Origin of the sequence: Chryseobacterium sp. RLHN22, from assembly GCF_051011795.1 — a bacterium.
In the GTDB taxonomy this organism is placed as follows: Bacteria; Bacteroidota; Bacteroidia; order Flavobacteriales; family Weeksellaceae; genus Chryseobacterium; species Chryseobacterium zhengzhouense.
This window is the reverse complement of sequence record NZ_JBPCHW010000005.1, coordinates 203,892-227,143: the sequence shown is the minus strand read 5'-3', so window position 1 is coordinate 227,143 and position 23,252 is coordinate 203,892. Positions and strand designations below refer to the sequence as shown.

17 protein-coding genes are annotated in these 23,252 nt (G+C 35.3%); 16 read left to right on the top strand and 1 reads right to left on the bottom strand.

From position 1 onward, the window contains the following. Positions 1–41: 41 nt before the first annotated feature. The gene (locus tag ACR1PN_RS07430) at positions 42–356 is read right to left on the bottom strand and encodes a hypothetical protein (protein ID WP_433979508.1); all 315 of its coding nucleotides are present in this window, start codon (positions 354–356) and stop codon (positions 42–44) included. Positions 357–766: 410 nt separating this feature from the next. Between ACR1PN_RS07430 and ACR1PN_RS07425 the strand changes: the two genes are divergently transcribed. From ACR1PN_RS07425 to ACR1PN_RS07350, 16 genes are all read left to right on the top strand, one after another. Further along, the gene (locus ACR1PN_RS07425; RefSeq protein WP_433979507.1) at positions 767–1,339 is read left to right on the top strand and encodes a DUF4255 domain-containing protein; all 573 of its coding nucleotides are present in this window, start codon (positions 767–769) and stop codon (positions 1,337–1,339) included. 45 nt (positions 1,340–1,384) lie between these two features. Beyond that, positions 1,385–3,133, top strand: coding sequence for a phage tail sheath family protein (locus tag ACR1PN_RS07420; protein ID WP_433979506.1), 1,749 nt, complete (start codon positions 1,385–1,387; stop codon positions 3,131–3,133). A 69-nt stretch (positions 3,134–3,202) separates the two neighbouring features. Next, on the top strand, positions 3,203–4,528 hold the full coding sequence (locus tag ACR1PN_RS07415) for a phage tail sheath family protein (RefSeq protein WP_433979505.1): 1,326 nt from the start codon (positions 3,203–3,205) through the stop codon (positions 4,526–4,528). Between the two features lie 28 nt (positions 4,529–4,556). After that, on the top strand, positions 4,557–4,988 hold the full coding sequence (locus ACR1PN_RS07410; RefSeq protein ID WP_433979504.1) for a phage tail protein: 432 nt from the start codon (positions 4,557–4,559) through the stop codon (positions 4,986–4,988). 24 nt (positions 4,989–5,012) lie between these two features. Continuing rightward, a complete protein-coding gene (locus ACR1PN_RS07405) occupies positions 5,013–6,308 on the top strand; it encodes a phage tail sheath family protein (RefSeq protein WP_433979503.1) in 1,296 nt (431 codons plus the stop codon). 31 nt (positions 6,309–6,339) lie between these two features. Continuing rightward, entirely contained in the window at positions 6,340–6,771 is a 432-nt protein-coding gene (locus ACR1PN_RS07400; RefSeq protein WP_100376177.1) for a phage tail protein, read from the top strand. Positions 6,772–6,773: 2 nt separating this feature from the next. Further along, on the top strand, positions 6,774–7,241 hold the full coding sequence (locus tag ACR1PN_RS07395; RefSeq protein WP_100376176.1) for a phage tail protein: 468 nt from the start codon (positions 6,774–6,776) through the stop codon (positions 7,239–7,241). 200 nt (positions 7,242–7,441) lie between these two features. Then, positions 7,442–7,603 (top strand): DUF5908 family protein, encoded by a 162-nt coding sequence (locus ACR1PN_RS07390; RefSeq protein ID WP_169925741.1) that lies wholly within the window; start codon positions 7,442–7,444, stop codon positions 7,601–7,603. Continuing rightward, positions 7,603–8,367, top strand: coding sequence for a CIS tube protein (locus ACR1PN_RS07385; RefSeq protein WP_433979502.1), 765 nt, complete (start codon positions 7,603–7,605; stop codon positions 8,365–8,367). The genes ACR1PN_RS07390 and ACR1PN_RS07385 overlap by 1 nt, the downstream gene beginning before the upstream one ends. 1 nt (position 8,368) lies before the next feature. After that, positions 8,369–10,114, top strand: coding sequence for a type VI secretion system tip protein VgrG (vgrG, locus tag ACR1PN_RS07380; RefSeq protein WP_433979501.1), 1,746 nt, complete (start codon positions 8,369–8,371; stop codon positions 10,112–10,114). A gap of 2 nt (positions 10,115–10,116) precedes the next feature. Next, complete coding sequence (locus tag ACR1PN_RS07375) at positions 10,117–10,407, top strand: PAAR domain-containing protein (RefSeq protein ID WP_378183452.1); 291 nt, start codon at positions 10,117–10,119, stop codon at positions 10,405–10,407. A gap of 213 nt (positions 10,408–10,620) precedes the next feature. Then, positions 10,621–11,031 (top strand): GPW/gp25 family protein, encoded by a 411-nt coding sequence (locus ACR1PN_RS07370; RefSeq protein ID WP_378183449.1) that lies wholly within the window; start codon positions 10,621–10,623, stop codon positions 11,029–11,031. 90 nt (positions 11,032–11,121) lie between these two features. After that, positions 11,122–14,178: a baseplate J/gp47 family protein gene (locus ACR1PN_RS07365; protein ID WP_433979500.1), complete on the top strand. Its 3,057-nt coding sequence runs from the start codon at positions 11,122–11,124 to the stop codon at positions 14,176–14,178. Positions 14,179–14,202: 24 nt separating this feature from the next. Further along, positions 14,203–17,046, top strand: a complete 2,844-nt coding sequence (locus tag ACR1PN_RS07360; protein WP_433979499.1) for a hypothetical protein — start codon at positions 14,203–14,205, stop codon at positions 17,044–17,046. Continuing rightward, entirely contained in the window at positions 17,046–20,018 is a 2,973-nt protein-coding gene (locus ACR1PN_RS07355; RefSeq protein WP_433979498.1) for a hypothetical protein, read from the top strand. The genes ACR1PN_RS07360 and ACR1PN_RS07355 overlap by 1 nt, the downstream gene beginning before the upstream one ends. A gap of 100 nt (positions 20,019–20,118) precedes the next feature. Beyond that, a complete protein-coding gene (locus ACR1PN_RS07350; protein ID WP_433979497.1) occupies positions 20,119–23,196 on the top strand; it encodes a PKD domain-containing protein in 3,078 nt (1,025 codons plus the stop codon). The last annotated feature ends 56 nt before the right edge of the window (positions 23,197–23,252 follow it).

The window sequence follows — 23,252 nt, the reverse complement described above, 5'->3', positions numbered from 1 at the left end:
AGGATTAATTATAAAAAATAAGGTTATTAAATTGTTTAATTTTAATCAAACTCTCCTCCCCAAAAACCGGCAGGGCAAAGACTTAACGTTGATCTTTGTTTTGCGCTCAATCTGCATCCGCAACCTCTTACAAACCCATCTTTCGGATGATCTGCAACTTCCAGCGTATTGGGATTAAGCCATTTCATAGCATTACAATTATTACCATTTTTTAAAGGACATGCATTGCAGATTTCTTCTCTTATAGAGAAAACATACTCTTCACTTTGGCTGGCCATACCCATTTTTGAGCGTAATTCATTAAAGTGACCGTCAATGATTTCATTTCGTTTACTAAAAAGTTTTTTGATATTCATGTGATAAAGTTTTAAATTCTTGGACAAAATTAAGCGAACAAAAGACGTTTTTTATAATTATGAGGCGGTTGTATTCAGTCTTTGCAGTAAAAGAGAAAATTATTTTTCTGATGATCCGGATTTGTAATTTTTAAAGCTTATTTAACCGCATTTAGATAGACATATTAAGAAATGATATTTGCTTTTAAATATCACTAGTTTTAGATTTAATATTATTTTTATTTAAGTTTTTCTTTTTATGTGTGCTTTTAAATATTTGATTTTTAATTTATTGTGGTTTGTTTGTTTTTGTTTTTTCAATTATTAGTGAAAATTTTGTTTACTGCAAAGACAGGTTTGAGCCCCCGAAATATTTGTCTTTTGGTTGAGAACGATTGTATGTTTGCAGCATAACAATTAAGAACAGAATTATGATAAAAGAAGTATTGACCGTTTTAAAAGATCAACTGAATGATTCAGAAGGTTTAGAGGATATTGCTGTTGTTGATGACATAGCAAAACATGATGACGACACTTCAGGCTTGGGTGATAAGGTAGTCATTACCTTGCTAAACGTTGAAGAAGAATCAACATTAAAAAACAGATCAAGATATAATAAGGTTCCGGTAAGCGAAAATTCAACTCAATATGAAATAAAAATGGAGAGTCCGCCAGCTTATTTAAATCTATATGTGATGATCTCTGCAAACAGAGCCACCTATGAAAATGCTTTAATCAATATTTCAAAAGTTATTGAGGTGTTTCAGACCAACAGTGTACTGGAATATTCTGATCCGGCAGGTAATAAAGAAAATGACTTTAAATTCAGAATTGAACTGCATTCTATCCCTTTTGAACAGTTAAGCTATGTCTGGGGATTATTGGGCGGAAAAGTGATGCCTTCGGTTTTATATAAAATCAGTGTAATCAAAATTTCGGCTAAGGATGCTACTTCTATTGAATTAATTAATGACGTTAATATTCAAAGCATTAAAGTTAATTAACGATAAAAAATAAAAACTAATAACCATTTTTTCAAATTTTAAATCATGCCAAATCCAACAACCCCGGGTGTTTCAGTAGAGGAATTTACAAAGCTTCCCTATTCAATAGCCTTAGCGGATACCGCAATGCCAGTATTTATTGGGTATACAGAGTTAATTCCTGATGATTATGATATTAATGATAATCATAATGAAAAACTTAAAATCAGTTCTCTTTTAGAATATGAAGACAAGTTTGGAAAAGCAAAAAAGGAAAATATTCGGTTAAGAGACAGCAGAGATGGAGGAGTAGCCCTTGTAACTCCGGAAGCACAATTTCTAATGTATTATTCGCTGCAGATGTATTTTGCCAATGGCGGCGGTCCCTGCTATATTGTTTCTGTAGGAACTTATGCTTCAACTTTGGCTGGAGTGCAGCTATCTTCATTGAAAACCGGACTGGATAAAACCGAAACCCTAAAAGCTATTAAAGATCCAATTCTTATTGTGTTCCCCGATGCAGTATCGTTAAGCGAGCCCAGTTTTTACGAACTCTATAATTATACAATAGGAAAATTGGGGACGAAAAACAGGTTTGCCATTTTAGATACCTATGAAGGAAATTCTGTAATTACATCAAATGATCTTAATACCATTGGCCATTTTAGAGCCGGAATTCTCAATCCGACAAATCAGGCAGCAGCTTACTTCCCTCATTTAAAAACGATTTTGAATTATGCTTTTGATGAGGACGAGTTACCTATTGTACATACTGGTTTACAGGAAGAAGCACAAGATAGCACAATTTTTTATAAAGAAGAGATTGCTGCTTTGGATGAGTTAAAAAACTTAGCAGTCGATGAAGTTTCGGGTGAATCAGCAAACGGATTTATACTTGCCGATTTATTGGATCAGGCTATTGTAATTGCTGAAGAAGTAAATGAAACAGCTGACACGAAAAATGCTTTAACAGAGGCAATTAATGACGCAAAAGCCGTATTAAATGAGCTATATGACGCAACAATAGATGATTTTATTGTACCTGAAGATTTAGACGAAAATGCACCACTTTTTAGCAGAGGTTTTAATGCATTAAAAACAGCAATTCTGAATACAGAAGATAGGCTTGGGAGTGCAAATGGTTTAACATTGAAAAGCTTACAGACATCCGATTCTTTATTGTACAATCAGGTAAAAGAAGCCATTAAATCCTTAAAAGTTATTTTACCGCCATCATCAGCAATAGCAGGAATATATGGTAGAGTAGACAGTATTAGAGGAGTGTGGAAAGCTCCGGCAAATGTAAGCCTTAATTATGTAATTGCACCTACAGAAAAAGTTTCTGATCAGGAACAAGCAGATTTAAACATCCATTCTTCAGGAAAGTCTATCAATGCAATCAGGACTTTTGTCGGAAAAGGCAATCTAATCTGGGGAGCCAGAACCCTGGATGGAAAGGATAAAAAAGATGATGGAAATGACAATGAATGGAAATATATACATGTACGTCGCTATTATAATATGATTAAACAATCGATCAGCGAAGCACTTGTAAAATTTATTGACGAACCCAATATTCCCCAAACATGGCTTAGAGCAAAAACAATGTTGGAAAACTTTCTTAATCAGCAATGGATGGATGGTGCATTGGCAGGAAGTACGCCGAAAGAAGCCTACGAAGTAAAAGTTTACGGAACCAAAGATCCTATTACTGGAAATATTACCAATCCGATGAATGTGGAAATCAAAATAGCATTAATGCGCCCTGCAGAGTTTATCATCCTGAATTTCTCACACCAATTACAACAATCATAAAAGTAATAAACGAATAAAATACTTGAAGTTTTATTTCGAGATATAATATTAATTTAAAAATTTTAACAAATGAATTACAAAACCCCTGGAGTCTATGTGGAGGAGAAGGAAACATTTCCGCCTTCCGTAGCGCAAGTTGAAACAGCTATTCCTGCTTTTATCGGGTATACAGGAAAAGGTCAAAAAAACAAACCAACAAAAATAGCTTCGATGTTGGAGTACGAAGCTCTTTTTGGAAAAGCAAACCCTGAAGACTTCTTAATTGATGTATCAGGCGATTCCGTTACTGGATATTCAGTTGAGGCTAATATAACACCCAGCCCTTTTAAAATGTATTATGCTATGCAAATGTATTTTGCTAATGGAGGTGGAACATGTTATATCGTTTCAGTGGGACAGGAAAACAACTACTATTCAACAGTAAATTTTAATGAACTAATTGAAGGTCTTGATACTTTAAAGAAAGAAGATGAACCAACTCTTATAGTTTTCCCGGATGCTGAAGCTTTAGGATCAAATGCCAACATTTTATATAAATATGCTTTAGAGCAAGCGAGAGATTTAAAAAACAGATTCGTTATTTTGGATGTCAATTATCAAAATGATTGGAGTGAAGTTGGAGAGTTTAGAGCTATGTTAAATAGTGGCGAACATTTAAAATATGGAGCTGCTTATTTTCCAAAATTAGAAACAGTTTTAAGTTATAATTATGATGCAGAAACCATTATGGTTTTAGGTACTGCGTTAGATGATTTAAAATATTCAGATTCAGAATTATATAGCAAAGTTAAAAAAGCAATTGAATCTCAACCCGTAATATTAGGTCCATCATCAGCAATAGCAGGAGTTTACGCAAAAGTAGACAGTACTTTCGGAGTATGGAAAGCACCTGCAAATGTTGGGCTTAACTATGTGGTAGCACCTAAGATAAAAGTTTCTGATAGAGAACAAGATGTGCTTAATGTAGATGAAACAGGAGGAAAGTCTATCAATGTTATCAGAAATTTTACAGGAAAAGGTCCACTAGTTTGGGGAGCAAGAACGTTGGATGGAAATAGTAATGAATGGAGATATATCTCTGTACGTCGTTTCTTCAATATGGTGGAAGAATCGGTGAAAAAAGCGACAGAACGTTTCGTTTTCGAACCGAATACAGCCAATACATGGATCCGCGTACAGACTATGATCGAGAATTTCCTGAATCAGCAGTGGCAGGACGGAGCTTTGGCAGGAAGCAAGCCTGAAGAAGCGTATTATGTGAGTGTCGGTTTAAACAAAACTATGTCTGCACAGGATGTTCTGGAAGGAAGAATGAACATTGAAATCGGTATGGCAGCAGTACGTCCGGCGGAATTTATTGTCCTTCGTTTTTCACACAAATTACAGGAAGCATAAATAAATTAATAATAAATATACATACATTATGAGTACATATCCATTAGTAAAGTTTGCCTTTGAAGTAGATTGGGGTGGAACAAAAGTAGGATTTCAGGAGGTAAGTGGATTAAATTCCGAAGCCGCTTTAATCGAATACAGACACGGGGCAAGTCCGGATTTCAGCAAGATTAAAATGCCGGGCTTGAAAACTTTCAGCAACATTACTTTAAAAAGAGGAACTTTCAAAAGTGATAACGAATTTTTTGAATGGTTTCAGACGATTCAGCTCAACACAGTAGAGAGAAGATCGATTACAATCTCTCTTCTAGACGAAAATGGAGAGCCTGCAGTAACATGGAAAATAAAAAATGCATTCGTTCTTAAATTGAATTCAACCGATCTAAAAGCAGAAGGAAATGAAGTTGCCATTGAAACACTGGAAATTGCACACGAAGGATTAACGATCGAAAATAACTAATTATTAACTTAAAAATTAAAAAAAATGAATTACAAAACACCTGGAGTCTACGTAGAGGAAGTTGCAAAATTCCCACCCTCTGTAGCACAAGTAGAAACGGCTATTCCTGCTTTTATCGGATATACAGCAGAAGGACCAAAAAATGAACCGACAAGAATTTCTTCAATGTTGGAATACGAAACACTTTTTGGAAAAGCAAATGCAGAAACTTTTACAGTCACTGTAAATACTGATAATTCAGTTGGAGCCACTGTAGTTCCAAGTGGTTTCAAAATGTATTATGCTATGCAAATGTATTTTGCTAATGGTGGAGGACCATGTTATATTGTTTCTGTAGGAAATTATTTGTCTGCAGTGGAATTGGATGATCTGGAAGATGGTCTTGTTACTTTAGAAAGAGAAGATGAACCAACTCTTATTGTTTTCCCGGATGCTGAAGCTTTAGCGAATGAAGCGTATAGGTTATACGAAAAAGCTTTAGATCAGGCAGAATTATTAAAAGACAGATTTGTTATTATGGATGTGGTTGGAGATGTTGATGAATTTAAAGATATAACAGGACCTTCTGCAGGACCAAGCGGAGAGCGTTTAAAATACGGCGCTGTTTATTATCCAAAATTAGAAACTGTTCTAAGTTACAATTATGATGCTTCAACAGTGCAGGGCGTTAATTTAACTACATTGAAAACTTCAAATTCAGAATTATACAACAAAGTTAAAAAAGCAATTGAATCTACGCCAGTAGTACTAATACCATCATCAGCAATAGCAGGAGTTTATGCAAAAGTAGACAGCACTTCCGGAGTATTTAAAGCACCTGCAAATGTTGGGCTTAACTATGTTGTAGCACCTAAGGTGAAAATTTCTCATGAAGAGCAAATGACGTATAATGTAAATCCAACAGGAAAATCAATTAACGCCATTAGAACTTTTACTGGAAAAGGAAGTTTGGTTTGGGGAGCAAGAACCTTGGACGGAAACAGCAATGAATGGAGATATATCTCTGTACGTCGTTTCTTCAATATGGTGGAAGAATCGGTGAAAAAAGCGACAGAACGTTTCGTTTTCGAACCGAATACGGCCAATACGTGGATCCGCGTACAGACTATGATAGAGAATTTCCTGAACCAGCAGTGGCAGGACGGAGCTTTGGCAGGAAGCAAGCCTGAAGAAGCGTATTACGTAAGTGTAGGTTTAAACAAAACCATGTCTGCACAGGATATCCTGGAAGGAAGAATGAATATCGAAATTGGTATGGCAGCAGTGCGTCCGGCTGAATTTATTGTCCTTCGTTTTTCACACAAATTACAGGAAGCATAAAATAAATCAATAACATAAATATACATACATTATGAGTACATATCCATTAGTAAAGTTTGCCTTTGAAGTAGATTGGGGCGGAACAAAAGTAGGATTCCAGGAAGTGAGCGGATTAAATGCTGAAGCTGCTTTGATTGAATACAGACACGGAGCAAGTCCGGACTTCAGCAAGATTAAAATGCCGGGATTGAAAACATACAGCAATCTTACATTGAAGAGAGGAACTTTCAAGGGGGATAACGAATTTTTTGAATGGTTTCAGACGATTCAATTGAATACAGTAGAGAGAAGATCCATTACAATTTCTCTTTTGGATGAGAATGGAGAGCCTGCAGTAACCTGGAAAGTAAAAAATGCATTCGTTCTTAAAGTGAATTCAACAGATCTGAAAGCAGAAGGAAATGAAGTTGCCATTGAGACACTGGAAATTGCACACGAAGGATTAACTATCGAAAATAACTAATCATGGCTCTTTTATATCCTCCAACCAGTTTCTCTTTTATTGTTAATGGGATCTCGACAACAGAGGGTATTGACTCCAGATTTCAATCGATCTCCGGTTTATCAACAGAAATTCCAACTGAAGAATATGCCGAAGGAGGCGAAAACAGATTTACTCATCAGCTTCCTTTGAGACCAAAATATCCTAATTTAGTTCTTAAACGTGGATTGATCGTAAGTTCCGGATTGATCAGCTGGTGCAGAAATGCGATGGAAAACTTCGAGTTTGAACCCAGAGATCTGATCATTACCCTTTCGGGAGGTCTGCAATCTACAGCACCTTTAATGGTTTGGAATGTAGTTGGAGCGTATCCTGTAAAATGGGAAGTATCAGAATTCAACGCAGAAGAAAGCAAACTTGCTATTGAAACCATAGAACTGAAATACAGATATTTCACAATACCCTCATCATTAGCAAGCTTAGGCTTGTAATTTCTAAATCTAATCTAAGCACGAAAAGTGTGTTAGTTTTCAGATAACATTCAGCAAAACTTTTCAGATAAATAACAAGAGATTGGTCTATAGTAAGACTGAACGCACTTTTCATGTGCTTAGATTTTTTAAAATAAATATGTTAAATCATTGGTTATTAGTGTTTTTGGATATTAATAATTGATAAAAAAACAAACGAAATGCCAATAGAAATAAAAGAGCTTCACATTAAAATAAATGTGGATGAAAAAGCAGCAGCAACAACAAATGCAACATCAGTTGATGAAGCAAAAATTATGCGGGCAATTAGTGAAAGTGTAGAACAAATGTCAAATATTGAAAAACGTAAAAAAGAAAGATAATGGCAAAGTTAATGATAGATACGTATAAAGATAATAGTTTTTCACCTACTGCTTTGATTAAGGCTAATGCTTTTACAGCAACTATTAACCCTACAAGTTTTTCAATAGCGTATAAAACATTTCAAAATACAGAGCAAGCTGCAGGAACATCGAATACGAATACAAAATATGAAAAGTCACTTGCTCCAAGTTTACAGATCGAATTTTTATTTGATGATACGGGCGTAACCGATAGTAATCCTGGAAATACACTTGTAAATAAGCTGAAAAAGCTAAAAAAAGCAAGTAAAAGTATAACTGAAGAAAATACAGTAACACAGCAAATTACAGACTTTTATGCAGCAACAGGAAAGTTTATAGGGAATATACATAAACCTAGCAATGTAATCCTTCGATGGGGTTCAAGTTTGGCTTCAGGTGCAAGTTCTAACTCTGCCTACGAATTTAAAGGTATACTTACTGACCTGACGATGGAATACAAGTTATTTGATAGTGAAGGGAAACCTTTAAGAGTAGTAGCAAAAGCAACATTTAGTGAATCTATTAGTCCGGAGCTAATGAAGACCATAGATAATACGAACTCTCCGGATCTTACTCATAAAAGAACAGTCCAGGACGGAGATACATTGCCCTTAATGACCGAAAGAATTTACGGAGATTCTAAATACTATCTGGAGGTAGCTAAAGCAAATGGTCTTATCAATTTCAGACAGTTAAAACCAGGGAGTGAGCTATACTTTCCACCAATAGAAAAAACATCATAAAATGAACAACAGTGGATATATAAAAACGGCTAAAACCCCGGACTTAATAACTTTTAAAGTGATGTCCGGAGGTACCGAATTGCCGGGTAAATATGGAGTTAAAAGTATTGTTGTAGAAAAAGAAGTCAACAGAATTCCATATGCCCGCATCGTTATTTTAGATGGAAGCGTACCAGAACAGGATTTTAAGCTAAGTAATGAAGAACTGTTAATTCCCGGAAAAGAAATTGAAATTACAGCAGGATATCACTCTGAAGAAGAAACCATTTTTAAAGGAGTTGTTGTAAAACATAATATAAAAGTTAGAAGTGGCTTTTCTTACCTCATTATCGAATGCAGAGATAAAGCTGTGAAAATGACTTTGGGAAGAAAAAGCAAATATTTCTACGACAGCAAAGACAGTGATATTATCGAAGAACTGATTGGTAATAGCGGTGCAACTGCCGATGTTGAAGCTACTTCAAATTCACATAAAGAATTGGTTCAGTATCAGGCTTCTGATTGGGATTTTATGTTAACCAGAGCACAGGCAAACGGTAAATTGTGTTTTGTTGATGACGGAACGGTGAAAATAGCGAAACCCGATTTTAGTGGAAAAGAAGTGGAAACCGTTGTTTACGGATCCTCAGTACACGAATTTGACGGTGAAATTGACGCAAGAGATCAATTCAACAAAATTACAGCTAAAAGCTGGAGCTATACCGATCAGGAACTGACAAAAGTGGAAGCTCAGAATCCGGCTATTAATCTGAATGGAAATCTTTCATCCGGAGATTTAGCGAAAGTTTTCGGAATTGAAGATCTTCAGCTTAAACACGGCGGAAATCTTACTCAAAACGAATTACAAGATTGGAGTGATGCAAAAGCAACCTTTCAGCAATTGGCTAAAACAAGAGGAAGAGTAAAATTTCAGGGAATTCCTTCTGTGAAGCCGGGAGTATCTTTAACGCTACAAGGAGTAGGAAACCGATTTAATGGAAAAATTTATGTTACAGGTGTTCGTCACGAAATAGCTGAAGGAAATTGGCTGGTTGATGCACAATTCGGACTTTCTCCAACATGGTTTTCAGAAACTTATGATATAAGCGAGATACCGGGCTCAGGAATTATTCCCTCCATAAACGGATTGCATATCGGTATTGTATCACAATTAGAATCGGATCCGGATGGTGAAGACAGGATTTTAGTACAAATCCCAATCATCAATAACGAAGAGGAAGGAATTTGGGCAAGAGTTGCTACACTGGATGCCGGAGAAAACAGAGGATCATTTTTCAGGCCGGAAATCGGTGATGAGGTCATTATCGGTTTCATTAATGATGATCCTAATGATGCTGTGGTACTTGGAATGTTAAACAGCAGTACCAAGCCTGCTCCAATTGTAGCTTCTGACGATAATCACGAAAAAGGATTTGTTACCCGAAGCGAAATGAAAATGATCTTTAATGACGACAAAATCTCTTACACCCTTGAAACACCAAAAGGAAAAAAAGTGATCCTGGACGAAGATGCAGACATCATTAAAATAGAAGATGAACATTCCAATATCCTTACGCTTAATAAAGACGGCATTAGTATAGAAAGTGGGAAAGACATCAAGATGAAAGCAAAAGGTGACATTAAGATGGAAGGAACTAATATCAGTATCAAAGCAAGTGCTCAGTTGAAAGCAGAAGGAAGCTCTGGTTCGGAACTTAAATCCGGGGCTGTAACCATAGTAAAGGGATCTCAGGTAAAAATTAATTAATCATGAAACCGGCAGCAAGAATTACAGATATGCATACCTGTCCTATGGTGACAGGAAATGTTCCGCACGTAGGTGGCCCAATAATTCCCGCAGGAGAACCGACTGTATTAATCGGTGGAAAACCCGCAGCCAGAGTAGGAGATAAAGCAGTATGTACAGGTCCGCCAGATACTATTGCATCGGGATCTTCAAGTGTAATGATAGGCGGAAAACCTGCCGCAAGAATGGGGGATTCCACTGCTCATGGAGGCGTAATAAGCGCAGGTGAACCTACTGTTTTAATAGGTGGATAATAAGAGAAAGGTTTTATATGATAATAGCCGCCATTTAAATAAACATCAATAATAAAACGGTTAGAACAAACCAAACTCTATGCTACAGATGCAAGATGTTATAACTAAATATAATACAAAATAACGTATGAAATCGCTATGGTTAAGTCTAAATATACGAAATATGAAGGGTAAGCGATTGTATATGACCTTGAAAAGAATAAATATCTACATATGAAAATAAATACAGATTTTTTAGGAATAGGCTGGAGTTTTCCGCCTGAGTTTAATGAAACTGAAGGAAAACTGGCAATGACTACCGATGTGGAAGACATCAATAATAGTCTTATGATTTTATTATCAACACGACCAGGTGAACGTGTAATGTTCCCAAATTACGGATGTGACTTGCAGGAAATGCTTTTTAAACCTCTGGACTTAACGCTGATCACTCAGATGAAAGGAATTGTTGAGCGTGCAATTTTATATCATGAACCTAGAATAAACATTTTGAGTATTGATATTGATACCCAGGATGAGCTTGAAGGAGAGGTTCTAATAACAGTTGACTACGAAGTAAGAAATACGAATACAAGAAGCAATATGGTTTTTCCTTTCTACAAAGGAGAAGCAACAGAAATATAATGAATTACGGAATGTCTGTAGCCATTTTAAATACGACCAAACACTACAATAAGTATTGCATCTGACCATAGAAAGATAAATATAAAACAAATGAAAAAAACAGATACATTTTCACATTATCGTGAAGGAAAATCACAAATGCAGCGCTTTTTAGCAGAATTAGATCCGGGTAATCTTGAATTACACGATTTCGATTTGTTTGATTGGCTATTATTTGCAAACAATTTTGCGAAGCGTGTAAACTATTTTGATAAAGATGATAATACAACACCAAAAGGAAACTGGGGAAACTTTTTCTTGGGTGATGATGATACTGATACTATACCACGTAGAGAGAGTGTTGAGTATAAAAGTATGAAAAAACAGGTTGCAGATCTTATGTCACAGTTTGAACAAGACAGCAACTTGACTCCTCATTTAACATTATTTGTTTGCTTTTTAAAATTATTAGATTTCTCTAAAAAAGCCTTTAATAATTTAACGAAAAGGCATTTGGATTTCTATTATAATGAAATACTTCAAATTGAAAAAAATGATGCTAAATCAGATAAAGTCTATGTCATTTTTGAATTGGCCAAAAAAGCAATTCAGGAGAAAATTCCGACCGGTACATTGCTGGATGGTGATAAAGACGCTGGTGGAAAAAAACGTGTTTACAAAACAGGCGAGGAGCTTATTGCCAATCAGGCAAAAGTAGTTGAAGTAAAAAGTTTTTTAAACGACGTAAAAGAAAGGGAGCTGAAAATGGCTCCGATCGCAAATTCTTCCGATGGTTTGGGTGATAAATTACCTGAAGAGAGCAATTATTGGTGGCCTTTTGGATATAACGCTAATGAAACAATTGCTGATAAAAAATCTATCTACAAAGAACTTCCAAAAGCTAAACTGGGCTTTTCGGTGGCATCATCATTATTTGATTTAAAAGAAGGTGAAAGAACAGTTACTCTTAAAATTGATTTTAAGAAAAATTCAACACAAAGACTGCAAAAACTTCCGGAGGGATATATTGAAAACACTATCAAAGTGCTTTGTAGTGGCGAAAAAGAATGGTTATCCGGAATTCCTTTAAAATGTAACAGAAAGGAAGAAGACAGATTAGAACTTTCTTTCACATTACCCAAAGATTTTCCCGCGGTGGTAAAATACAATAAGGAAGTACTTTTAGAAACATTCCAGACCAATTTCCCTGTTGTAAGGTTTATGATTGAAGGAGAAAAATACTACGATGTCTACGAAGCTCTTTCGGATACACTGGTAAAAAATATAGAAATATCGGTTGATGTAAAAGGAGTAAAATCGATTCAGATCGAAAACGACAACGGGGCATTAAATTCAGAAAAGCCTTATTATCCGTTCACGGCACAACCCATTAAAGGATCTAATTTTTTTATTAAATGCCCTGAAATGTTTTCTAAAAGATGGCAGAATGCAGACATTACCATCAACTGGAAGAATACTCCGGATTCTATAAAAGATTTATACTCCGGATATATCATTCAACCCAACCAAAACATCAGTTTACAGGAGTTTGAAGGGCTGGAAAACACATCAATTGTAAGCTCTGATAGTTATTTTAAAGCAGATACAGCTTTACTGGATAAAGAAATATGGCATACGAAAGCTAATGATATTGATTTATTTAAAAAAATAGAGAACGGTTATCAAACTCAGTTTTCTATCAATAATGTAAGTGATGAGTCGGGAACAAGTGAGGTGATCAGATTGACGCTGAACCAGTCGTCATTACATGACGTGTATCCCAAATTGTACACTTTGGCATTATCTGCCGGTTCTAATAGTAAGAAAAAGATTCCAAACGAACCTTATATTCCTTTTGCTGAAGATATTGAGCTGAATTACAGTGCAAAAGAAGATGCTTATTCATATTTAAACGAAGATTCCGAAGGTGAGGCTTCAAAAAGTAAAGAAGTGCAATTGTATCATGAAGATGCATTCGGGCAATACGAAAAAGAAGTTAAAATACAGAATATTGTTCCGATACACGAAAATGGAGGTGAGTTATACATCGGTCTTGAAGCGAAAACACAAACGACAGTTTCTCTCCTAATTCAGATGTTGGAAGGAAGTGAAAATCCTTTAGCCGATACTTTCCAGAACAAAGAGTTTATAGAATGGAGCATTCTTTCAAAAAATACATGGATTGATCTGTCAAAGGATATGTTACAGAATGAGACCAGAAGATTCCTGGAATCCGGTATCGTAAAGTTTAAAATTTCCAAAGATATCGATACCAACCATACAAGATTTACCGACGGATTGGTTTGGGTAAGAGCCAGAACGAAAAGAAGTTACGATGCAGTATGTAAAATTCAGGGAATTTATACTCAGGCAGTTTTGGCAACGTTCCAGAACCAGAACAATGATCTGTCTCATTTAAATGATGGATTAGCCGCAAAAACCATTGCTAAACTCATTACAAGAGTTCCTCAGGTAAAATCTGTTAACCAGCCTTACAATTCGTTTGGCGGTAAATACAAAGAAACAGATCCTGAGTTTTACAGACGTGTAAGTGAAAGATTGAGGCATAAGCACAGAGCCATTACCCAATGGGATTACGAGCATTTGGTTTTACAGGAATTTCCGGAGGTTTTTAAAGTAAAATGCTTAAACCATACTTCTGAAAAATCTTATATGGATCCGGGTTTTGTAACCTTGATGGTGGTGCCGAATATTAAAAATAAAAATGCTTTTGATGTTTACCAGCCAAGAGTGAGCAGAGCTACCCTGAATAAAATTCAAAACTATGTAAACGAATTAAATACAATGCATGTTGATGCTCAGGTAATTAATCCAAATTATAAAGAAGCAAAAGTAGAGGCGAAGGTGAAATTCTTCGAACAGTATGATGAAACATTTTACCTGAAACAATTAGATGAAGATATTAAAAAATATATCTCTCCTTGGGCTTTTACAGACACTAAAGATATTGATTTTAATGTGGTATTGAATGTTAATCAGCTCGTTACCTACTTAGAGCAGCTACATTACGTAGATTATATTGACGAAGTGAAAATAAAGGTTAATGATGAGCTGCAAAAACAGGCTTTGATAGAAGTAGATCCAAAATCAATCTTGGTATCATCTAAACAGCATAACGTGAGTATTACAAATCAGGTATGTATTTAATAATAAACAGAAGAAAACATAATCATGTCAGAAAATAAGCATATTAGTATATCAAAAAATATAGAAACTGAAGATCAGACAGATTTTCACTTTCTACGAAAAACAGGTATTGAATACATAGAAAAGTTAGGAGGAAAGCTCTGGACCGATTATAATTCTCATGATCCTGGTATTACCACTCTGGAAGTTTTAAGTTATGCCATCACAGATCTTGGGATGAGAATGAATCTGAATATGGAAGATATCCTGTCTTCTGATGAAGAAGAGAAAGATATTCATACACAGTTTTTAAAAGCTACTGAGATTCTGCCTTCAAAACCATTAACCGAGCTTGACTATAGAAAATTATTTATCGATATCAACATGATTTCAGGACATAAAAGGCCAATCCGTAATTGCTGGCTGGTTCCTAAAACTGAAACATTATATGTTGATTGCGAAACCGGAAATCTTGACTTTAAACCTATCGGAAAAAAGACAAAAGATTTTAAGGTAAAAGGAATGTATGATCTTTATGTAGATTATGCTGAAGATATTGATGCAAAAGGAGGATGCGAAAAATCTAATATCAATACCAAAATATTAGACCGTTATCATGCTAACAGAAGTCTTTGTGAAGATTTGGCAGAAATTAAAGAAGTTGAAACCCAGAAAGTTGCTGTATGTGCCCGTATCGGACTTGTAAATAAAGCTGATGAAGAACTGGTGCATGCTAAAGTAACCAGAGCAATCAATAATTATTTATCTCCGGAGGTTCATTTTTATTCACTGAAGCAAATGCTTGATAAAGGTTTAACTACAGATCAAATCTTTGAAGGACCTCTTTTGGATAACGGTTTTATCGATACTGAAGAACTCAGAAATAGCCAGTTAAGAAGAGAAGTTCGTCTTTCAGATATCATTAGTGAAATAATGAAAATTGATGGCATTAAAGAAATTCATGAAATTTCTATTGCTGGTTGTGATAGTGTAGTAAAACAAAACAACGATTGGTTGATCTGTATTGAAAAAGGCAGAAAACCGGAATTGTGTGATCTAAGTTCTTTCAGCTATAGCAAAGGTTCCCTGCCATTAAATATTAATGACCAAAAAGTTAAGAATTATCTGGAAAATCTTAAAAGAGAAGAAGAAATTCTTAGAGAAGATGCAAGACAGAATAAAGAACTGGCTTTACCACAGGGAACGTCTTATGACATAGCCAATTATGCGACTATTTTGAATGAATTTCCGGATACTTATGGAGTAGGAATATCAGGAATTATAGGAAATCAGAATCCTGAAAGAGAAGCATTGGCAAAACAATTAAAAGGTTATTTATTATTTTTTGATCAGATTCTTGCCGGTTACTTCAAACACCTGGAAAAAATAAAAGAAGTATTAAGTGTGAATGGTGATTTAAAGAGAACTTACTTTACACAAGCTCTTAAAAATATTAAAGGTTTTGATGAACTGGTTTCTGATTATGATACCACTAATGACGATAAGCTTACGGATTCTTTATACGAAGAACTTGATAATAGTGTAGAACGAAGAAATGAAGTTTTAGATCATTTAATTTCCCGTTTTGCCGAAACATTCAGTGATTATACTTTCTTAATGAAATCGCTGTATGGAAATTCAGCCGATGAAATTGTTTTAAGTAATAAAGAGAGTTTCTTAAATGAGTATCAGTCATTAAGTAAGGATAGAGGATTAGGTTATAATTACACATTGTTTTCAGATTCAGATATTTGGAACACCAATAATATTTCCGGGGCTCAGAAAAGAATTGCCCGTTTGTTGGGACTTAAAGATTATACGCAAAGAAGTTTGTCTCAATCACCGGTATCCATTATTGAAACTCAGGATATTAATGGAAAAAGTACATACACCTGGAAGGTAAAAGATAAAGGTGGCAATATTGTTTTATCGTCTGTGAATGCTTACAAAATTGAGTATAATGCAAATAAAAATCTGAATGATGCAATTTATCAAACGATTCAGGTAGATCAGGAAGACCTTAAAAATGCATTAAACAGATTAAATGAAGAAGAACTTGAAGATACATTAAAGCAATTAAGAGATTGTGAAAATAATTTCTGTTTAATTGGAAATATAAAAATTCGTGTTTCATTGGGAGGTAACTTCTATCTTGAGATTGTAGATGATCCTGTAAAGCAAAACGTAATCGCTACCCATAAAAAAACAAATCCTTATTCAACACTCAAAGAATTGAAGGCAGGAATTGTGAAATTGGTTGATTATCTGAAATATGAGTTTACGGAAGAAGGTATTTTCCTTGTTGAGCATCTATTGTTAAAACCAACAGCTAAAGATTACAAACTCATGGGTGGGATCGGCTGTATGTCTATTGGTGAAACTTTTAGAGTGGCTTATGATCTTCAGGCAGACTCATCTGTCAAAGATCCGATAAAATATTCGGAAGCCTTTATGAACTCTTGTGAAGATTGCGAAATAGATGTTTATGATCCTTATTCTTTCAGAGTAAGTGTTGTTCTTCCGGGCTTTGCATATCGTTTTCAGGATCCTGATTTCAGACGTTATGCAGAAACAGTGATCAGACAAGAAATTCCGGCTCATGTTTTAGCAAAAATTTGCTGGGTTGGGGATCGTATGAGCGAGACAGAAATAGCTCAGGACGACTTGTCGAAATTCGAAGTTGCGTTCAAAAAATACCTTTCAGATAAAGCAAAAAACAATACTGCTGAGTTAGGAAGCAGCATTCATGAACTTGTCTTGGCTCTTACTTATTTAAACAATATTTATCGACCTGGAAGGCTTCTGGATTGTGCCGCAGAAGAGGATGACGACACAGACGGAAAAATCATAATAGGACAATCGAACTTATCAAAAAAAATTGAAAAATAATGAATACTAAATTAGACAAAGTAACAACCCAATATAGAAAGTTCAACGATAATCAAGCGTTAACAGAAGGGCAACTAAACGAATTTTTAGACTATTTTGAAGATCAGGACAGGTTATCAAGAACCCGTTTGAGCGGGGTAGGTATAGTGTGTGGTTTTAAATCTTCATATGTAGATTTAATTTTACAGCCTGAAGCTAATCTGGAGGAGAAAGCTGGAAGTATAGAGCTTGATTTTAATCTTGATACTATTGAAATCACGCAAGGCTCCGGAGTTACCACAGACGGAGATTTAATAACATTACGTCAAAAAGGAGCCGCATCATCAGAGGTTACTGTAGATTTTGGTGTTAAAAATTATAAATATTATAGAGAATATACTGATGAAATCGGTTACAAACATTTTCGTATTAATGGTCAGCAAATACCTCTTTTAGAAGTAATCACACAACAGGAATATGAAGATTTAGGTGCGAATGCTGGAGATTTCAAACCCTTAGCTGACATTCGTGATACTGTATATAACAAAGTGATCATTCTGTATTTAGAAAGTTATTCTAATGACGAAAACCCCTGTCAGGATGCAGACTGTGATCATGTCGGATCTGAGCAGGTGTCCAATCTTAAAGTGCTTTTAGCAGATTCTTCCTCTGTTTCGGAACTTATGGCGAATGGCGATGCCAAAGACAGTATTTATACAGCTCATAATGTCTATGAAGAACTTTTTGATAAATTACCTAAAATAGAAGCTAAAAGAGTTATTTTGGATGCTACTATTGTAAATGCGCCCCAACTAAAAATTAAATTTCAGGAAGCGAATGCTGTTGCAAGAAATTTAAGTAATGGTTTTGAAGCTATTGCGCGTACTCTCGGAGTAAATATGAATTTCGGAGGGCAAACACTCTTTGATAAGCTGAATTTTTTATTGGATGGTAGAGCGTCCAGATTAGAAGATTATCAATACCGATATGATTTATTAAAGGACCTGATTGATACTTACAACGAAATAAAAGCATTGCTATTGCATTTGAATGCTGAATGCTGTCCAAGCATAACTTCGTTCCCTAAACACCTTATGTTAGGTGCTGTTGGAGCAAAACTGGAATTAGGAGAACGTATCGATTTCCGTCACAATTTTTATAACTCGCCAATAACTACGAATGACGATGAAAATTACGAAAGAGTAATTATGCTTGCCAATCGTTTTATTCAGAAAATAAACGGGTTTCAATCCTATATCGGAGCTATTAAGATTACGCCTTCCAATCTCAATGTAAGGTTGGGTGAAAAAGCAATTCCGTATTACTATAATGTAGATAAACCATTATTGAATCAGTGGAACTTTGAAAAAACTAAAACCGATAGAGAAAAATATAATCTAAGTTATCATACAGCCAATTTAGCAGATGATGATTTCGTCCAGGATCCATTGAATTATAATATCGATAACAATGACTTTTACAGAATTGAAGGACATTTAGGATTGCCTTATAAAACAGCATTACAAAACATCACAGATCTTAAAGTAAAATACGGATTGGCTTTTGATGTTATCGCATTGGTTTTGCATAAAGAGGAAAAGCCTGGTGGAGAGGTTCCAAAAGAAAAAACAGTATCTATTGACGAGCTCAGAAAACAGTTGGTATCTATTTCCAGCGATATCAGTAACCGAAAAGTTGATTCCCAAAATACTTTACTCAACATCTCCAGATTAGACGAGAAATTAAGATTGTTAAACAAGGCTGAATTCGCAAAAGAAGTGCCATCAGAAGGTGTTAATGTTGTAAAACAGGATCCTAGAAAAGATGATGTAGTAAGCGAACTGTTAAGTGAATTTTTAGAGAGAAAATCAGGATTAGAGCATGTAGCCGGTGTAGAGCCGGGTGGAACTTTTGTCCTAATTTATGAAAATGAAACAAAAAATCAGATTCTTGCAGATTTCTCATTACCGTATCTGTGCTGCTCTAAAAAAGAGCCGGTATTCTTAATATTACCGGATAGCAAACTGTGTCAGAAAGATGCTCCGATGGCTATGACGGTTGTTCCGGAAAACGGAGAGGTAAAAGCATTTGTAAATGGTGTTCAGATACCTGTAATTACACAATCCGGAGGTCAGAACTTCTTTAATCCTGGTTTGGTTAATTCAAATTACTTGGATCAGACCATTACGTTTACTGTTAATGACGATGCTGTAGAAGCTCAGATGACTGTACATAAAAATCCGGAAATAACGTCTGTAACTGCAGGTAATGTAACTTATGAAGCTCCTACAACAAATCCAGATACCACAAATCCTGATGCAAAAGTTGAATTTGATGTGGTTGGAAATCTTACAGGTCTTACGTTTACTTGGAATTTTGACGATGGTAGCCAGATTATTCATAACGAAGCGCCAACTAATAAGAAAACTCATGTGTACAAACTGATTGCAGGGCAAGAAGATACTTTCAACCCGACACTTACGGTAACTAATGTTAACGGATGTAGTACAGTTTATAGATTAGCGCCATTAACATTAACCGGACAGTCTACCATTGCTTGTTTAACTGGGATGAGAATTCTTGTTCAGTATATACATGCGAAAGAAGGAGGAAATCATACTTGTAATAATGCTACATTTAATTTAAAAGGAAACGGATTAATCATAGGTGGCAGTGCAAATGGAAATGTTTTCTTAAGTAATACAGGAGGATCTAATGATAAAAAGAATTTCCCTCATGGGTATCCACAAAATTATACAGGATATGACAGAGCGAGTGAAATTATTATTAATCAGGATGAGGCACAGCAAATTGCGGCATTATCACCGGACGGGTTTATTTCATTCTCTCTTGAATGTGCATTGAATAATTGTCATACAGGTGTTGCCTGGACTCAGATATTCCTTGCTGATAGTCTGGTTCCGATTTATGATGGTTATCCGCAGAATAATTTCCTATCAATTAACCCTTGTACAGGCGACACAAGAAAATAATTCAAGAAAGGAGAAACAGTTTAATAATCACTCCATAGACGGAAATACTGTCTGTGGAGTGTATTAAATGACCTTAAGAATCATTAAAAAATTAATAATAATGAAGAATCAATTAAGTAATATAACGGTCCAATACCGCAAGTTTAGTAAAGGGCAATATATAGATAATATTCAGTTCAATGAGTTTTTAGATTTCTTTGAAGATCAGGATCGTTTGTCTAGAGTAATGTTACAGGGGGTAGGTATTGTTTGTGGACTCAAACCAAAACTTATTTATGTAGATAATCAATTAAATAAAATACAGCTTTCTCAGGGAGCAGCTCTTACAACTGATGGAGATTTGCTAACATTAAATAAAACAAGTGAGGTAAGTAAGGAGCTGTATGTAAGTGATTTAAAAACAATTAAGATTGAAAGTAAAGATTATACACATTTTAAAGAATATGATAATTCTAAAGTAGAATATCCGGCATTTAAGGTTGGAAGTGCTGATCAGATTGAGCTTTGGGAACTGGCAACAAGTGAAGAAGCGGGTTCTGATTTTCAACTTATCGATAGCCTTTCAAATTTAGAAGAAAAATATTTATTACTGTATTTAGAAAGCGACGAAAAAGAGATTAAACCTTGCAGAGGAGTTGACTGCGACAATCATGGAATTCAACAGATTCGAAACCTTAAAGTATTAGTTACTACAGCGGCAGGAATTGAACATATTCTTGAAAGCGATCAGATCCATCCTCATCCTTTGTTTATAGATGGGGTAATGGGGGCCGCCAATCAGGAGCGAGTAATTGTGGAGCGACTTATTTTAGAAAAAGGAGTCGACGCACAGTTTTTCTCTTCAGACCTGCAAGAAATGTACAAGGTTGCTCTGGAAAAAAATGGGTATGGTGATATTGTTTTTAAAAAAATCAATGAAATTGCTAAGCTAATAGGAGTGTCAACTGTTGACTATCAAAGTTTCAGAAATTTAATTGAAGAATGTCTTGCTCAAAAAACGGGTTTTCAGTATGCTTATGATGTAATGAAAGATTTAAACGAAACCTATTCTGAAATCATAAAATTACTTCCTAAAGCATTTGCCAAGTGTTTTCCTGATTTGGTTTCTTTTCCTAAACATGTAATGCTTGGAAAATTAGTATCAGATAAGCAATTAGATTCTACAAGACACCAATTTTATAATTCGCCTGTTTTAGATGATGATAAAGCGACGCAAAGAGTCAGAGTATTAATTGATCGTTTTAAACAGCAGGTACAAAATTTCAGGTATTCGAATGGTTTTGAAAATGAGGTGAAAATTAAAATTACTTCGTCGCAGAAATTATCTCCTTTAAGCAATAAAGCGATTCCTTTTTATTATGAGACTACAGAAGAGTTTTTAAAAACCTGGAATTTTGATAAAACAAGCAATCGGTCAATTCTTGATAATGTAAGATACGACACAGCATTTTTACCTTCAGACCAAAGGGTACAAGGACCTGTAAATTTTAGTGTAGATAAAAGCTCATTCTATAATATAGAAGGTCATCAGGGAATGGATTACAGAATGGCTTTTGATCATATAAAAGACATCAGAGATAAGCATCAGCTGGGATTTGATATTATGCTTTTGTCTTTAGATAAATTGGTGAATAACAAAGATCTGTCAAAAGCTTATTTCAATGAATATTTAGAAAAGCATCCGGGGCTTGAACATAAACGCGGAGTTGAACGTGGAGGTACTTTTGTAATGGTGTATGAGAATATAGATGCAGAAACAAAAGTTGTCGCAGATTTTTCGCTTCCGTATATCTGTTGTACTCCAAAAACTGAAGTTAAATTAAGCTTACCAAGTACTGTTATTTGTGCTGAAGCGCATCGTATACCGTTTACTGTAATTCCTGTGAATGGTGAAGTTGTAGCGAGTGTTGGTGCGGGTGTGGAGATAGATAACGGACAGTATTTCTTTAATCCAAAATTGGTGGATAAAAGTTTACATGGTCAGGAAATTACCTTTACTGTAAATGGAAAACCTACAAACTGCAGAATAAAAGTTATTCCACAACCGGAGGTGAACATAGCTGTTGATTTTGTCTTTTATCCTGAAGGAGAGTCAGTAGCAACAACGGTAAAGATGCTTGTTACAGATAAAAACTTTAAAGATTATACCTATAGCTGGGATTTCTGGGATAATGGAAGCTTCATTACGCAGAATCCGGATGCAAACGGTTATGTTTATTATACCTATTATAATCTGGTGCCAACGAGGATTCCGACAATAAAAGTGAAAGTGAGTGGCAACGGATGTACTCAGGATGTTGCCATAAGAGATTGGTACAAAGCTCAGGTTCAGTTAAGTTTGCCGGCAGCTGTTATTTGTTCTGAATCACCTTCTATACCTTTTACAGTTTCTCCTGTTGGGGGAGTTGTGAAAGCCAGTGTCGGTGGAGGTGTGGAAATGGATAATAATGGAAAGTATCATTTTAATCCGCAATTGGTAGACGCGAGTTTACATAATCAGGTCATTAATTTTACTGTAGACGACCAGCCAACCAACTGCAGTATTAAGGTTATCACGCAGCCGGAGGTTAAGGTTAAAGTGGTTTCTGTTGATTATCCGAGTGGCGGTTCAGGTACGACAACAATCAACCTTAATTTTTTTGAAGGTTATGTTAAAGATTATACCTATAGTGGAAATTTTGCAGGTATTTGGGAAAGTATAAGACCAGATGATAAAGGTAATGTGAGCTATACTTTCACTAATCTGGATCCGAAAAATATTCCGGTAATAAAAATAAGAGTAAGCAACAATGGCTGTGATCAGGAAATTTCTATAATTAATGATTGGTACAATCCGCCGGCTCCAACAGTGATGATAGATAATATCAACTTTTTAAGGGATAACTGTTGTGAAGGTATTATTCCTGTTGTTAAAGCAGAAATTACAGGTCCTTCAGAAGCTGTTCCGTTGTCTGCTAGGGAATTTGTATTAGTTGGGAAAGGTGATGGGCCTTCGACACTTATTTATTCATGGGTTAAGATAAAAGGTCCGACAGTAACACTTTCCGGAGCCAATGACTCTAATCTAAAGGTTACAAATTTAGTTGTTGGAGATTATACATTCCAGCTTACGGTTCTTCATGTTCAAAGCGGTGTATTTGCTAAAGCTGAAATAGCCGTGGAGGTAAAGGAGAAATAATCAGTACTGTAAAAAGGGATGGTTTTATGATTGTAAGATCATCCCTTCAACATCAA